Source organism: Peribacillus loiseleuriae (assembly GCF_001183985.1).
Lineage (GTDB): Bacteria > Bacillota > Bacilli > Bacillales > DSM-1321 > Peribacillus > Peribacillus loiseleuriae.
The window spans coordinates 2194799-2211479 of record NZ_LFZW01000001.1; the positions used below are offsets into that span (position 1 = coordinate 2194799).

The following is a 16681-nucleotide window of genomic DNA, read 5'->3' on the forward strand; positions in this document are numbered from 1 at the left end:
GCTGCGGAAATATAATAAATTAAAAGAATAGTGATAGTTGATTTATTAATCGTTTTACTGTTGTTTAACATCTTCAAAGTAAAAAGAAAAAACGACAATCTTAAGATTATCGTTTTTTTGTATCTTTAGCTACGGAGGCTTGAATCTGCCTCTTTCACTGCGTTGTACCAAGCAAACACCATGTTCCCTAAAATTCCACATGTCGCTGAATTTATGGTAAATAGAATTGATTGTGTTAGATTACGTGTGGATTTCATACGCATCACCTCCGAAAATGTAACAAGAGAAAGCGGTATGAAAAAAATTAGGAATGGGGAAACATAGGTGAAACCTGCGTAACTAAAGATACAAAGTGGTAAGTCTTTTATGTAATCATATCGTATATTCCATATTATTGTAATATCAAAAGGAAGATTCTTGATCTATTAAGCATTCAAAATGAATGTTTAATAACAGGAAGTGGGTGAGGGGGGGAATTTCCACATTATATGCCCTTACACCTAGGGGATTAGTACATAGTAGATATATACACACCTCAAGAAAAAAATTATTGTTTCCAAACGAAGCTAAATGCTCAATTCTTCTGGAAATACATAAACTCTGATGATTAATCTCTCTGCCACTCTTTGTTACAGTCTGGACATTGCCATTTAATAAACCTATCAGCTTCAATACTTGTGATACCGATTTTTCTTGTAAAATGAGTTGCGCCATATGCTTTCTGAGATTCTTTTGGGATAGTTTCTCCTTGTAAATTAGTATTGCAATACGGACAAAAATCATTGCTCATTCAAACACTCCTTCTAGGAAATCCTATACTCTAACTCAAATATAGTATAGATAAGTAAGATGAATTATTTTTAACACATGATTCCTGAGTTAAGAAGGAATCTATAACTATTAAATATTGAAGATAAAGCACCTAGTGAATCTAGAGTGTTTGATATCATTGTCTCTAAAGAAGGTTAGGTTCTTGCGTCATTTAATTCCAAATATTCTAAGGGAACTATTTCTTGAGTTCTTTGCTTTTGCTATTTTTCTAATATCTATTGAAGAGGTATGCTTTGCAGGGCGTATTGGCTGTGTAGAATGAGATAGAGCATGGTTTCAGCAAAAGTTTTCGCTCTAATTTTTAATAGATTAATTTCTGAACAGAAAAACAAGGGGAGGTATTTATCACAATATAATAGCCCAAAGAAAGAGGAGTGATAGGGGTGAGGTATAAACACACATCGCATATGAACATGCAGCACCTCCTGGTACAATGAACGTATCAAGAGGTGCTTTTCACATGTCGCAACAAAAACTTACTTCACTTGTTACCGTTATATTCCGAAAATAAAGTTTCAATTGTAGCCACTTCATCAACGGTCTCTTCCAATAGTGCATACATGATCAAAATTAACCAAAAAAATAATCCACTCTTAAGTTGAGGCCAGGAGGATTATTCCTCCTAATAGCCGACCCCTAAGTGAGAACCGTCTATTGCTGGACTGAGCATGTTAGCGCGTGCCAGTCTTTTTTTAATTTATATTGTAATTAACTCTATTTTAAACGTTGATGGAGAAAAAATTATTCATAACAGGGAACTATCTTAATGTGCAATCAGTAACGAAACATCTTCTAGATTAAACTGTTTTCGTTTTTAATTTGAATAATCGATGCTTGCCCCTCAATGCTTTAATGCACTGAGGGACAGGCACCTTTTTTGGAATGGTTTCGAAACTATTTTGACACACGATGATAAGTTAATTTCTTAATCTCATCCTTGCCGTCTAATGGACTATTGTAATAAAAATACAACTCGTTCTCATCCATTGACGCTCCAAAGAATCTCAGTTCATCTCCTCGATATGGGATATCATTGGTTTTCGCATATTCTAAATCTTTGCCAGATAATAATTTCTCGTGCAGTTCCACGACCAAATTATTTTTTAAGTCAATCAGTGTCAAGAATCCAGTTTTATTCGGACGGACGATTAAATAATCGGTAGAAGACCCTAAAACTGCGAAGCTTTCATCTTTACCTGTTAACGCAGGGAGATTATATTCTTTCACTTTCTCCCCCTCGTTATTGTATATCGATACCATTTTTCCATCAGTCAATAAACTGTGAGTGTCATACAAATTTGTTTTTGGATTGAGGAACTGGTAGTTAGTATTGTTAGGTTCATAACGCTGGAAATAGCTTGCTTTCTTCTGGTCTATGATTTTATTGTTATGGATAAGAAAATTATATGCATCATATCCAACATGAGGTTCTCCAAAATTGTCCAAGATCGTAATGATGAAATTATTTCTATCTGTATATTCAACGCTAAATGATAGACTGCCTTTAAAATCGGCATTAATTTTTCCAACAAGAGTCGGAGATTGTTCAAACGGATGAGCCAAGTAAAACTCTCCAGTCTTTCGGTTCAGCCAAGTGGTGGAATTGACGCCGATCGCTTTAACAAAAATATCACTTTTTTGTGCAATGCTTACTGTTTTAGATGCGTTATTCCAATCGACAGTAGCCCCTGTAGATTCTGAAAGAAAACGCAAAGGAATATAAATGCGGCTATTAACATTTTTAAGCGGTGCCGTCAAATTCACCGTTTTTCCATTAATTTTTGTATTCATCGAACCGTAAGTAAGCTGAACGGTCAGTTTTGGATATGTCATTGTTACTGATTTATTGGAAGATTCCCAGAATACAACGGTGCCAAGCAGCTCTCCAATATCCCGTAATGGCAAATAAACAGTACCGTTATTAATAAAAGGGGCAGATTCCGGCTGAAATGTGTCTCCATTTATATTGATTGTAATGGGATTAGTTTTGGCGAGCGTTGCTGCCTCTGTGCCGGAAATAGGGCTGGCAAAGGTGATGCCTAGGGCAAAAGCAGTACCAGAAATCAAATGAGATAAGCGTGATTTGAGTAACATGTTTGTAGCCTCCTGTTTTTTATAAATTGAACGATATACAATTTGGTAATGAATAACTAATTATCAATAATATCACATTATTAATCAATATAACTTTCAAATTACTCATTTAATCAGCAATAATTGTATTTGTGTGAAAGGAAACGCCAAAGATGAACCACGCCAACATCGTGTATTACTCCCGAACGTAAAATTATATCCTATGAAGGTAGATAAATACGGAGCATATATAGGAATGATAGTAGAAATAGAAGGGAAAAAACAACAAATTAATGATTGGAGAAGCAGCGATTCTACACATAAGCCTGTTGTTCAGTATATAGATCTTACAAACGATTGGAAAAAGGAAGTAGTTGTATTTTATACAGAAGGAACAGGGACAGGATTGAGTTTAGGGAAAGTTCATATTATAAATCCAACAAACTTTAAAGAATTAAAAATTGAATCATTAGATGAAATTATAAAAAAACATATTCAATCTAAAGTAGAGAAATATGATGATCGAGTAGAAGTTAAGGAGGAGGATAATAGAACTCCTGAAGAAAGCGAGTTGATTAAACTTCGCAAAGAAATTCAACGCTTACTAATGGAAAATTATATTTTAAAGCAAGCAGCGCTGATAATAGGACGAAAGTAAATGTGATTAACAACAATCGTCACAAATGCTCGATATCAGCAATGTGTGACGTCCTACAAATTCCAAGAAGTACTTATTATTGAAACGAAAGAAAGATCAGCAGAGGATGACATTACTTCAGATGTAATTGATGTATTTCAGGCAAGCCGTCAAAATTACGGGACACGTAAAATTAAGGTAGAACTAAAAAAACGTGATCTCATCGTTTCTAGACGAAGAATTGGACGCATCATGCAAGAACAGGGTCTGGTCTCTGCTTACACCCTAGCTCAATTTAAGCCTCATACGAAATCATGTAATGAATCAGAACAGAAGAATGAACTAAACCGTGAGTTCAACCAAGAGGAAGAAATGACAGTGATTGTAAGCGATTTGACGTACGTAAGAGTCCATCAAAAATGGTATTACGTATGTGTATTTGTCGACCTCTTTAATCGAGAAATCGTGGGCTTCAGTACAGGCCCAAACAAAGGTGCATTACTGGTTTATCGTGCATTTGCCTCCATTAAGGTCGACCTGCGTAAAATACAGCTCTTTCATACGGATCGTGGAAATGAGTTTAAAAATAAGCTAATTGACGATGCTTTAGAGACATTTCATATTCAACGATCTTTGAGTATGAAAGGCTGCCCTTATGATAATGCGATAGCAGAAGCAACCTATAAAATAATAAAAACAGAGTTCGTAAAAGGAAATTATTTTGAAAATATAGACCAACTAAAGTTGGAGCTAAATGATTACGTTCATTGGTTTAATCACATCCTAATTAATGGAACACTCGGATATTTAAGCCCTATTGAATACAAAGTAAAATACTTTAAATTAATTGCCTAGTTTATACACACCATCAAATAATTAATAATTGCTACTCAGGAAGGTAAGAATCTTGCAAAGCAGCGAGATGATTTCCGAGAGGGAAGACCGAGAAAATATATAAAGCCGCAAGTACAACATGCCTTACAATTGTTTAAGCACCATACATACAAAGAAGTTGAAGCAATGACTGGAATAAAGAAGCGAACACTTATTAATAGAAAAAATGAACTAGAAGCAAAGCAATTGTAAGGAACTTCCTAAGTTATGAGGAGTTTCAGAAAATTTAATTGTTAAAAATACATTTATCAAGGATATCTAGGGAACTGCCCGATCACTAAATATCTCAAAAGACTATCCAAGGTGAACTTTGCACAAATGGATTAAGTGAAGAACATGCGATTGAATTGCTGAAAGGGTGCTACAAGAACAAGTGCAATAGTTGCAAAAAGACAGCGAGTAAGACACAAGCTGTCTTTTTGCTTTATAATTTGAAGGTGTAGGTAATTTTAGGAAACCCTTATTAACATGTTATAGAGCACAAAATCGATCACAAAAACTACCCGAAACCCCTACAAACCCCTTAATCTCTACTCCGTCTATTCCTTCTGCCTAATCCTCTCTAAAATCGCCATCACATCATCAGGCTTATGAAATTCAATCGGTGACACGCCTTTTTCAAACACAATGGACTCTGCATCCACAAGCAACACATACCGACCATTAATTTTCCCTAAATGGACATTCTCCCCGAAATCAGAAAGCAAGCCTTTCACAGAAGTATTGCCAAGCGTCATTCGCATTTCTGCATCCGGTGTATGTTCAACAATTTGTGCTGTGGCTTCAATCACTTGATGAGTATCGAGACGCTCTTGAATCTCGCGTTTTTCACTTGCTTCCCAAACTTCCATCGCCTGTTCAAATTGTTGCAGTTCTTCGCTATTATCAGCGAATGTTTCATGGACATGCTCCTGCACCATATTCATGACTTGTGCTTTCATAATTTCAGGCATGGATTCACCATAATCAACGAATTTCAAGAAATCTTCAAAGTAGCGGGCATGGGAAGCTTGGTGAATTTTTAGTTCGCCAGGTTCAACCATGCCTTCTTCTGGCATGTAGGGATATTGGATGGATTTCATATTTTTCGTTGTGATGGCCATTTCTACGTTTCGAATTAAAGTTGCTTCGTCCGAGATGGAAGCGACTTTAGGTTCAAAATCGCATTTAAGCAGGAAAACGAATGGTTCATCAAAATACTTTGTTAATTTTGCACTTGCAATGAGGAAAACCCCACCACGAACTGCACTTGTGTCTAAATATGCGCTGACAAATTGCTCATTTTCTTCATGAAATTGTTCCTTTGAGTCCGCAAAACGAACACGATTGAATAAATTATAGTTCGGATTAGAGTCTAACTCATGACCTTCCTCGACGATAAAAAAGCCAATTTTAGTTGGAACTTGTTCGGCTTTTGGATGCCGATCTACTTTACGCTTGCTAATTTTCATTAATTCCCCATCAAGAAAATCCTTGAGTGAGCTTTCTTCATATTCTTCTTCGTCCAATGTTTGGAAATGCTTATATCGTTTGTCCGTCTGATCACCTTTTCCCTCGACAGATATAACGTAAAAGGATAAATATTGTATTGAAAAATCCATTGCACTCACCTATTTTCTTTATTTCATGCTTAATTAGTATAAGAATGCGTGCTTGTTCCGTCAATGGGCAGGCTTTAGTTTTTGATAGAACAGGGATGTTCAATCATTAAGAAAAAGTAATCATAAGTTGGAATGACAGCGGGTGTTAAATTTACCACTGTTGTTAAAGTTTTAAGATTATTACCGATATATAGTTAAACGCTTTAATACAGTTTTGAGGAGCTAAGATTAATGAAATCATTTATTAAGAGAAACAAAAAAAAGCATGAGGAAAACTTGTACGATCAATATGAAGAGGTCGTTGAGATTAATGTTAAAAACTATCAGGATGTTCTAATTCAAATGGACATGATTCAACTAACGAAAAGAGATTTATGTATTGCGCGTTCAATTCAGCCAGTGGTTAAAGAAAATTTAGAAGAGATTGTTGGTAATTTTTATCTAAATTTAGAAAAACAACCGGGACTGGTGAGAATTATTCAAGATAATAGTTCAGTTGAACGATTGAAAAAAACATTGTTCCGGCATATATATGAAATGTTTAGTGGACAAATTAATGATGAATACATAAAGCAGAGAAATATTATTGCACATGTACATGTTAGAATTGGATTGCAACCAAAATGGTATATGTGTGCATTTCAAGATTTACAAAAATCATTAATTGATTTGGTTACGCCAATTGCAGAAACTATTGAAGAGTACCGTGAAATCGTTCTTGCAATCACTAAATTATTAAACCTAGAACAACAGATTGTTTTGGAAGCTTATGAATTGGAAAGTGAAGAGATTCGTAACCAAGTTGAAACGGAAAAACAGGTTATTAAAACAACTATTCAAGCTAATACTCGGGACTTAGCGGCAGTCAGTGAAGAAACGAATGCTGCTACACATGAAATTCAGAATAAAATAAATGAAATTCAATCTTTAACAGAGGTAGGCTCCAATATTGCAATTGATACAGTTCAAAAGTCAAAAGAAGGAGTAACTCTTTTGAAAAATGTTGAAACGTTGATGGTCAGCTCTCAAGAAGCCATGAATAAATTTTCTAACCAGATGGAGCATTTAACCAATACTTCTCTTAAAATTAATGGAGTTGTTACAATGGTTACACAAATCGCTGACCAAACAAATTTATTGGCGTTGAATGCTGCAATCGAGGCAGCCAGAGCTGGTGAAAATGGAAAAGGATTTGCTGTTGTAGCGGGAGAAGTAAGGAAGCTTGCTGAAAATACGAAGAAATCAGTATCTGAGGTTTCGTTGTTAATTAGTGGAATTCAATCTTATACAGAGGAGATGAGCTCCTTTATATACTCGGTCAAGGATGATATGAAAAATGCAAAGGAATATTCTGTAGAAACGACGGTATTTTTTAATCAAATTCTATCTTCTATGGAAAAAGTAATGAAACAAAACGTGAATATAGCTAGTGAAATGACCGATTTTACAGAAATCTTTCAAAGTCTTAGCTCTGGGTTTGATAAAGTAGCCATTTCTTCAGATGAATTAAGTCGATTAATGACAAATTTATAAGCTGAAAACTAAGGAATCTGAATCGAAAGATAAATGAGGATGTCTCATAAGGGTCTGACCTCGCAATCTAAATCGGTATGTAGTGTTCCGTACACTAATCTTGTACAGTATTTAGTTATTTCGGGGTCTGGCCCTTTGATTTCGAATATTGATATTTTGGAAATTTCCTCGTTATAATATATGGAAATTCTGTAATTAATTGAATTAAAGAATTGAGAAGAAAAGCTGAATATGGATATTCGATATAAAACTGGAGTTTTCAATAAACTTCAGCTTGCATCTATAAATAGATTATTTCATTGTCAATCTCGCCAGAATATATATATTATGTTTCTATTCTCAAATAAGATAGTAAGAACGGTTTATTATAATTAAGGGATACTTTGAGAAAAAATGGACAAAAAAAAGAATCGAGAAAAGAACAAGTAAATCATCATTAAATCGTTTTTTATGTTCAGTTAAACGTATACCTTTTTGTTTTTAATTAGCTAACGGTATGTTGCTTTAGTTTATATAAATAAAAACCTTGTCTCATGTTCGTAAAAATGGTATAGTAATAAAGCGATGAGCTAATTTGCATAAGACGAGGAACATGCTTTACGCACGTTAGGGATGTGGCCCAACGGTTTCTCGCCGCAAACGCATCAAAGACGCCTGCTTTGCAGGCGTCTTTTTCAATGCAATAAATATAACTAAGTTGTCCCAAAACCAAGTAATTAGATTATGCATGTGAGTTTTCGGTACTATTAATTGTGCATAGTGTGTAAAATAACTATTATTAGATATCACGTTTATTTTTTTGAATCTTCTTTTGCGATTTTAATGTCTTCTTTTACATCTTCTTTAATATCATCTGTTAATTCTTTTGTCGCTTTTTTAAATTCTCGCAGTGAATTTCCGACGGCTCGTCCAATTTCAGGAAGCTTACTAGGGCCAAAGACGATAAGTGCTAATATAAGGATGAGAATTAAACCTGGCACTCCAATATTGGATAACATATTTTCACTCCTCTTGTGTAGGTATCTATTATTATAGACTTTTATCAAGCGTTTGCAAGGTGGATAATATATTGTAAATAAGAGAAAGACCTTTGATAATACGACTAATGAAAAGCTGAAATGAATTGTATTTTTCTCAATCATTTAGGCTTGCAATCTTTGTTCATTTCAGATAGTATACTAATACAAGCTGCGTTGTACGTATTGATAATTAAGTTTTAACCTTTAAGCTGTAATAGGGAGTTTTATATCAAAACAAGAATGTCAGGCCTTTTTCATTGACTGAGGACATACAGGACTGTTTTTGCAAACACCCACTTTGAGGAGTGGTGGTTTAAAACTTTATTACTGAGCTTACGGCAATGGCGGCTACCTAATTTTTAGGGACAAAACCAGTTCTTTATTGAACTGGTTTTTTTTAATATTCCAAAAGAAATCTCCCGCATCCAAGGATTAAACTTTTGGGTTAGGGAGCCTTCTACATATATGGCTTAAGATTTCTGCTAGACTCCATGTCTTAGGAAACAGCTGAATTACATGGTTCTAATCAATTCTAAGGATTCAATATAGTTTTTTTACTCCGCTTAATACATTGTCTTTATTCGTTTAATCTTCTCAGCAACATTTTAATCTTTTGGTAAGAGAACAGATGTGTTCTTGCAAAAAGATCTCATTTGAATGAAAATTATAACAATACTTTTAGCAGTTCTTGATTAAATTTGTCTTTTTCATCATAAAAAAGGCCATGTCCACTATTTTCAAAAGGAATGAGTTTAGACTGTGGGATATTCTTGTGCATCACCTGAGCTAATTCAAACGGGCATACTTGATCTTTCTTTCCATGAAGAATAGTAGTTGGAATCCTGATTGCAGCTAAGTCGTTTCTTAAATCTTCATCACGCAAGGATTCAGCAGCCTTAATTGTCCCATGACCAGATGCTTCAAAACCAAGTGTTAAAAACCAGTCGTTAAATTCACGACTGATTTTACTTGCAAAAAATATCTTGCCGAATTCAGCAAGCATCTTCGGCCGATCTTGATAAGCTTGGCTAATAATTGAATTTACTGCCTAAACAGGCATCCCATATGGAAAGTTACTCCTTTGAACAAATGAAGGGACCGCAGCGCCTGCAAGGATTAATTGGCTAATATTGTGCCCGGCGTGTCTTGACAGATAGCGGGTTGCAATGGAACCACCTATTGAAAAGGCAACTAAAGTCAGATTAGTTAATTTTAACGTGTCAATAATCCTGCGGATATCATCAGCCATTTCGTTATATGAATATGAGCTAAAGGGACGGTCTGACTTTCCAAATCCACGCAAGTCAGGCGCGATACAGCGAATGCCATAAGCGGGAAAAATGTCTAATTGATATTCGTGCATTTTATGATTGACAGGCCAACCATGAATAAATAAGACTGGTTTACCATTTCCAATATCCTCTACAAAAAGATTTACGTTGTTATCAGTATTAATATAATAGGCCATTAAAACATCCTCCGATTCACCAGTATATGGATCAAATGATGAAAATAATGATAAGATAGTCTAGTTATATAAAATGCATTAAATGATTTATCTCTGAATTATCTGGCTGAATAAAAAGATAATTGCGGAAATAGACAAGGTGATATAAAGGAATAATTATTTTATTCAGAATTTTAACGCATTATTTCTTGACATTTGGTAATCACAACTATAGAGTAATAGTTAATTAAAACTAAATATGTAACTTTCTTATCCAGAGAGGTGGAGGGACTGGCCCTTTGATACCTCAGCAACAGACTTATTGTACTGTGCTAATTCCAGAAGCGAAAAGCTTGAAGATAAGAAGAGTGAATAGCCGTGGTGCTAAAACCTCTTCTTATTTTAAGAAGAGGTTTTTTTATGTAAAGATAATAAAGTTTTTTCAATAAGTTCTGATGTCTAACCTAGATCGGCATAAGTTATGCATGAGATTGAGCAAGGCGCTTATGTTTTTCTTATTAGCAAACTGAAAAACGGCAAAAGATCGTAGAAGGAGGAAACTTCCGACTGAAGGAGAAAGAATATTAGGAATATAATTTATTTTGAATGAATTAAAGAGATTAATTAAAAAAGAGTAGGGGGAATCGTACATTCGATCCTGATTCACTATACTTTTTAGCAATTTATTGGATGTATCGGCTACTTTTACATCTTTCTTACAAAAGAGGTATTTACAGAAAATAATGTACTGATTTTTCGAACCGCGTTCAGGATTATATCCATTTGTTATATACCAATTAAATTATGTTCCAACAACGTAATGGAATGAAAGGAATAACGCCATCTTTAGAACTTGATTCTTTCACCTAAAATAGGAAAAAATAAAATGAGAAGCTGGATATCTATAAAAATTTCTTCAGTAAAATGTTTTTTCGTTTTCTTATATTTTTCAATGATAACAGCGAGGGCGTCCTAAAAAGGTCAGACTCTTTTTAAGACGCCCTCAGGAAGGGGGTATTTATGGATTTTCGTCAAGAATTGAAGAACAGAATATTAGTTGGAGAAGGAGCAATGGGGACATTATTGTATTCCCACGGCATTGACCTTTGTTATGAAGAATTGAATATCACAAATCCAAATCAAATTGAAACGATTCATCAGGCATATTTGAATGCGGGAGCAGATATTATTCAATCAAATACATATGGTGCTAATTTTCATAAATTAAAAAGGTATGGATTGGAGGATCAAGTAAGTCAAATCAATCGTAAAGGAATTGTAATTGCTAAAAAGGTGGCTGCACAGGGAAATGCATTTGTGTTCGGTACGATAGGTGCATTAAGGAGTATACGTAAATCAGATTTAAGCTTGGAGGAAATCAAACGTATTTTTCGGGAGCAGTTATATAGTCTCTTGCTTGAAGCACCAGATGGACTATTGCTTGAAACGTTTTACGATTTGGAAGAATTGGAGACAGTACTTCAGATTGCACGTCAGGAAACAGATTTACCAATCATCTCAAACGTCTCACTTCATGAACTTGGAAATCTACAAAACGGAATGTCGTTAAACGAGGCATTTCAAAGACTGGAGCAGTTAGGAACAGATGTAGTTGGCGTCAACTGTCGTCTTGGTCCACATCATATGATTCGTGCATTGGAATCCGTTTCATTACCAAAACAAGCGGCACTTGCCGTTTACCCGAATGCTAGTTTACCAGATTATGTCGATGGAAGACTTGTATATGATGCAGTACCTGAATATTTTGCTTCTTCCGCACTTGAGCTTAGAGAGCAGGGAGCATCTATTATTGGTGGCTGCTGCGGCACGACACCTGTCCATATCGAAGCAATAAAAAATGCGGTACGTTTGCTAGCGCCAGTTCAGGATAAAGAAATAAAAGTAAGAAACATCGAGATTATCGAAGTGAGAAATTCTGATGAAGGGGTAGCATTCCATGAAAAAGCGAAAGTGGAAAGAACGATTTTAGTAGAATTGGATCCACCGAAAAAATTAGGGATTGAAACTTTTATGAATGGTGCACTTGCCTTAAAGAAAGCGGGTGTAGATTCTGTTACAATGGCTGACAATTCGCTCGCCTCACCGCGAGTTTCCAATGTAGCATTAGGTACACTTTTAAAAACGCAACATGAAATGAAGCCGCTTCTTCATATAACATGCCGTGACCGTAATTTAATTGGTCTACAATCACACTTAATGGGATTGCAAACGCTTGGTCTAAATGAGATTTTAGTGGTAACAGGTGATCCATCTAAAATTGGTGATTTTCCAGGTGCGACATCTGTATATGATTTATCATCATTAGATTTAATTAGTCTTGTCAAACAATTTAATGAAGGACTTTCTTATTCTGGGCAAAGTTTAGGTCAAAAAACGAATTTTAAAGTTGCTGCTGCTTTTAATCCAAATGTCAAATATCTCGATAAAGCAGTCAAGCGGGTTGAAAAGAAGATTGTTTGTGGGGCCGATTCCTTCTTAACGCAACCGATTTATTCCGTCAAACAACTTGAGGATGTATACGAAGCAACGCAGCATTTAGACACACCTATTTTTCTTGGTATTATGCCATTAACAAGTTCTAGAAATGCTGAATTTATCCATAACGAGGTGCCAGGTATCGTATTGCCAGAAGAGGTTCGCCGAGCAATGGCTTCTGCAGGCAATGATCCGATTAAAGGCAAGAATGAAGGAGTGGCTATAGCAAAGGAATTGGTGGATGCTGCCATGGATAAGTTCAAAGGAATCTATTTAATTACCCCGTTTTTATATTATGAAATGACGGCAGAATTAACGAAACATATTAGAAAAGTAGATAGTAGGCAAACTTCGGAGGTGGGAGCATATGAGTAAACGGTTGATACAGAAACAAATGAATCGGAAAATTTTATTATTGGATGGCGCGATGGGGACGATGTTACAAGCTGAGAATTTGAGCGCAGAGGATTTTGGTGGCGAGCAATATGAAGGATGTAACGAATATTTAACGATAACTCGTCCTGATATCATTCGTTCCATTCATGAAAAATACTTGGAGGCCGGTGCAGACATCATTGAAACAAATACATTTGGTGCAACAAATATTGTGCTTGATGAGTATGATGTAGGTTATTTGGCATATAAACTAAACAAAGAATCTGCTGAAATTGCTAAGGCAGCTTGTGAAAAATATACGAGCGAAGAATGGCCTAGGTTCGTGGCAGGAGCTATGGGACCAACGACAAAAACCTTGTCTGTAACTGGTGGGACTACGTTTGAAACATTGACTGCTTCTTATGAAGAACAGGCATTAGGACTACTTGATGGTGGTGTGGATTTACTTTTAGTCGAAACATGTCAAGATATGTTAAATGTGAAGGCAGCCTTTTCAGGAATCAAAGGGGCGTTTGCTAAATTTGGTCGGGAAATCCCAATCATGATTTCTGGCACAATTGAACCGATGGGAACGACACTTGCCGGTCAGTCGATAGAAGCATTTTATCTTTCATGTGAACATATGAATCCTCTCGCGGTCGGATTGAATTGTGCGACTGGGCCAGAGTTCATGATTGACCATATTAGAACATTGGCGAATTTATCAAATAGAGCAGTTAGTTGTTATCCTAATGCGGGCCTCCCGGATGAGGAAGGGCATTATCACGAATCACCGAAATCTTTAGCAGAAAAAATGAAACAGTTCGCTGAAAAAGGATGGGTTAACATCATTGGTGGTTGCTGTGGTACGACACCTGAGCATATTGTTGAATTGGTAAAAGTGCTTGAATTGATTGAGCCACGAACTATTGAAAATAATACACACGGTCATGCAATATCAGGAATCGAGCCCCTTATCTATGATGATTCAATGCGTCCGTTATTTGTCGGAGAGCGGACGAACGTTATCGGATCACGTAAATTCAAGGAATTGATCAGAGAAAAGAAATTTGAACAAGCGGCAGAAATTGCCCGTGCCCAAGTAAAAAAAGGAGCTCATGTTATTGATATTTGTCTGGCAGATCCTGATGACGATGAATTAGGGAATATAAAAGAGTTCGTTACTGAAGTGGTTAAGAAAATCAAGGTACCACTTGTGATCGATACGACGGATGAAGCTGTCTTGGAGGAAGCGTTAAAAAGATCGCAAGGGAAAGCAATTATAAACTCCATTAACCTAGAGGATGGAGAAGAACGCTTTGAAAAGATTGTGCCACTCATTCATCAATATGGAGCTGCCGTTGTTGTTGGTACAATCGATGAAGAAGGTATGGCGGTTACAGCGGAAAGAAAGCTTGAAATTGCCAGGCGTTCTGTAGATCTACTTGTCAATAAATATGGTTTGTCAAAAAGTGATTTGATTTTCGATCCGCTCGTTTTTCCAGTTGGGACAGGGGATGAGCAATATATCGGATCTGCTCTTGAAACGGTAAAAGGTATTCAGGCAATCAAAGAAACATTTCCGGAATGTTTGCTGATTCTTGGGATATCTAACGTTTCATTCGGTCTACCACCAAGGGGAAGGGAAATACTCAATGCCGTTTTCCTATATCACTGTACGAAGGCGGGGCTGGATTACGCGATTGTCAATACGGAAAAACTAGAACGTTTTGCTTCGATACCGGAAGAAGAGGTCAAACTGGCTGAAGCTCTATTGTTCGATACATCATCAGAATCATTAGCCATTTTTACAGAATTTTATCGAGGTAAAAAAGCGGAAAAAAAAGAAAATACCGCAATTCTTCCTCTAGATGAACGATTGGCCAATTATATCATCGAAGGAACGAAAGAAGGCTTAATTGCTGATCTAAATAAGGCGCTTGATCGTGGAGATGATCCGCTTGGAATTATCAATGGACCGTTAATGGATGGGATGGGGGAAGTAGGCCGTCTGTTTAATGATAACCAGTTAATCGTTGCTGAAGTTTTACAAAGTGCTGAAGCTATGAAAGCGGCTGTTACATATCTTGAACCGCTAATGGAAAATGCAGAAGACAGTGCTAAAAAAGGAAAAGTGTTACTAGCAACTGTCAAAGGGGATGTACATGATATTGGAAAGAACTTAGTAGACATTATTCTTTCCAATAACGGCTATGAAGTAATCGATCTTGGGATAAAAGTATCTTCACAGCAAATCATTGAAGAGGTTCGCAAGCATAATCCGACGGTTATTGGACTTTCTGGCCTGTTAGTCAAATCAGCCCAGCAAATGGTCCTCACAGCGCAGGATTTAAAACAAACAGGAATCGATATACCTATTCTAGTGGGTGGTGCCGCATTATCACGTAAATTTACAGATTTCAAAATTTCGCCAGAGTACGATGGACCTGTTTTGTATTCAAAAGATGCAATGGACGGGCTTGCAGTCGCAAATATTTTACATGACGATCGTAAAAAAACAGCGTATCTAAGAGAATTAAGTGAAAAACGTGAGACAGCAAGGGAAAATGCAGCGATTGTGGCTACGATGGAAAAACCGGTACGAAAAAAGGTAGAAGTAAAACCAATGTCTATTGTTCCTGTCAAAAAGCCTATTGATCAAATACGCCATGTATTGAAGGACTATCCGATAGATGTTGTTCAACCATACATAAACAGGCAAATGTTAATTGGTCACCATCTTGGTTTGAAAGGAAAAGTGGCTGAACTAGTGAAGCAGGGAAATGAGCGGGCGATTGAACTTAATGATCTTGTTGATGAATTAATCGATTTCTTGAAGTTGGACGATGAATACGGTATAAATGGTATTTATCAGTTCTTTCCTGCACAAAGCGAAGGAAATAAGGTCAAGATATATAATCCTGACAACCACAAAGAAATATTGGAAGAATTCGATTTTCCTCGTCAGGAAAGTAGCCCTTATTTATGTCTTGCCGATTATGTAAAACCTGTTTTGTCAGGTGAAATGGATTATGTCGGTTTCTTTCTTGTTTCGGCAGGCAAGGGAATTAGAAAATGGGCAGAAAAGTGGAAGCAGGAGGGTGACTTTTTAAAAAGCCATGCGATACAATCGCTTGCCCTTGAAACGGCAGAAGGATTTGCTGAAAGAATGCATCATTTGATGAGGGATGCGCAAGGAATTAGTGATCCGATAGATATGACTATGAAAGAGCGTTTTGCAGCAAAATATGCAGGTCAACGTTTTTCATTCGGATATCCTGCATGCCCTAATCTTGAAGACCAGGAAAAGCTTTTCCGTCTCTTAAAACCACAAGATATTGGGGTAGAATTGACTGAAGGTTTTATGATGGCACCAGAAGCTTCCGTCTCAGCAATCGTTTTTGCACACCCTGAAGCACGATATTTTAATGTAGATAGGTAACCGATAGTAAACTATAATTTTTTTATCCTGCTTTTACGGGCAATAAAACCTCCACCTCAACTCTTAGAAAAAACCTAGAAGTGTAGGTGGGGGACAATTGCCCGTTAAAGACCGATTGGTTCAGCTAACAATCAGTAGGGGGAAGAAATCCCTTAACTGATTGAGCAGAGAAGTATTCTAACTAGAGTTTTGTATAGTGAGATAGAGAATTCTAAATGTACTTCAAAGTAGCATATCTATTTACAAATACAGGTAGGCTAATATAATAAGCTGTGAACATATTAATATAAGTTCACAGCTTATTATATTGTTCATTGATAAATCGATAATTAA

The 16681-nt window shown here is 36.2% G+C and carries 6 protein-coding genes, 4 pseudogenes and 1 riboswitch; of the genes and pseudogenes, 5 read left to right on the forward strand and 5 right to left on the reverse strand.

Annotated features, from left to right (window positions below; genetic code table 11):
• Positions 1–607: 607 nt before the first annotated feature.
• Together AC625_RS10365 and AC625_RS10370 are read right to left on the reverse strand one after the other, a co-directional pair.
• A complete protein-coding gene (locus AC625_RS10365) occupies positions 608–790 on the reverse strand; it encodes a hypothetical protein (protein WP_049681228.1) in 183 nt (60 codons plus the stop codon).
• Positions 791–1725: 935 nt separating this feature from the next.
• Complete coding sequence (locus tag AC625_RS10370) at positions 1726–2925, reverse strand: copper amine oxidase N-terminal domain-containing protein (RefSeq protein WP_049681229.1); 1200 nt, start codon at positions 2923–2925, stop codon at positions 1726–1728.
• Between the two features lie 319 nt (positions 2926–3244).
• Here AC625_RS10370 and AC625_RS10380 point away from each other — a divergent pair.
• Together AC625_RS10380 and AC625_RS27265 are read left to right on the forward strand one after the other, a co-directional pair.
• Positions 3245–4396 (forward strand): annotated as a pseudogene (locus AC625_RS10380) (IS3 family transposase).
• A 21-nt stretch (positions 4397–4417) separates the two neighbouring features.
• Positions 4418–4627: pseudogene (locus tag AC625_RS27265) on the forward strand (recombinase family protein); the annotation flags it as partial.
• A 347-nt stretch (positions 4628–4974) separates the two neighbouring features.
• Here AC625_RS27265 and AC625_RS10385 read toward each other — a convergent pair.
• Complete coding sequence (locus AC625_RS10385) at positions 4975–6036, reverse strand: DUF3900 domain-containing protein (RefSeq protein WP_049681230.1); 1062 nt, start codon at positions 6034–6036, stop codon at positions 4975–4977.
• A 231-nt stretch (positions 6037–6267) separates the two neighbouring features.
• Between AC625_RS10385 and AC625_RS10390 the strand changes: the two are divergent.
• A pseudogene (locus AC625_RS10390) lies at positions 6268–7464 on the forward strand (protoglobin domain-containing protein); the annotation flags it as partial.
• 896 nt (positions 7465–8360) lie between these two features.
• Here the strand turns inward: AC625_RS10390 and tatA are convergent.
• Both tatA and AC625_RS10400 read right to left on the reverse strand, forming a co-directional pair.
• Entirely contained in the window at positions 8361–8567 is a 207-nt protein-coding gene (gene tatA, locus AC625_RS10395; protein WP_049681232.1) for a twin-arginine translocase TatA/TatE family subunit, read from the reverse strand.
• Positions 8568–9252: 685 nt separating this feature from the next.
• Positions 9253–10056: pseudogene (locus tag AC625_RS10400) on the reverse strand (alpha/beta fold hydrolase).
• 246 nt (positions 10057–10302) lie between these two features.
• Positions 10303–10401: riboswitch (SAM riboswitch) on the forward strand.
• A 654-nt stretch (positions 10402–11055) separates the two neighbouring features.
• Between AC625_RS10400 and AC625_RS10405 the strand changes: the two are divergent.
• Both AC625_RS10405 and metH read left to right on the forward strand, forming a co-directional pair.
• Positions 11056–12906 (forward strand): bifunctional homocysteine S-methyltransferase/methylenetetrahydrofolate reductase, encoded by a 1851-nt coding sequence (locus AC625_RS10405; protein WP_049681233.1) that lies wholly within the window; start codon positions 11056–11058, stop codon positions 12904–12906.
• Complete coding sequence (gene metH, locus AC625_RS10410) at positions 12899–16348, forward strand: methionine synthase (protein ID WP_049681234.1); 3450 nt, start codon at positions 12899–12901, stop codon at positions 16346–16348. Before AC625_RS10405 ends, metH begins: the two co-directional genes overlap by 8 nt.
• The last annotated feature ends 333 nt before the right edge of the window (positions 16349–16681 follow it).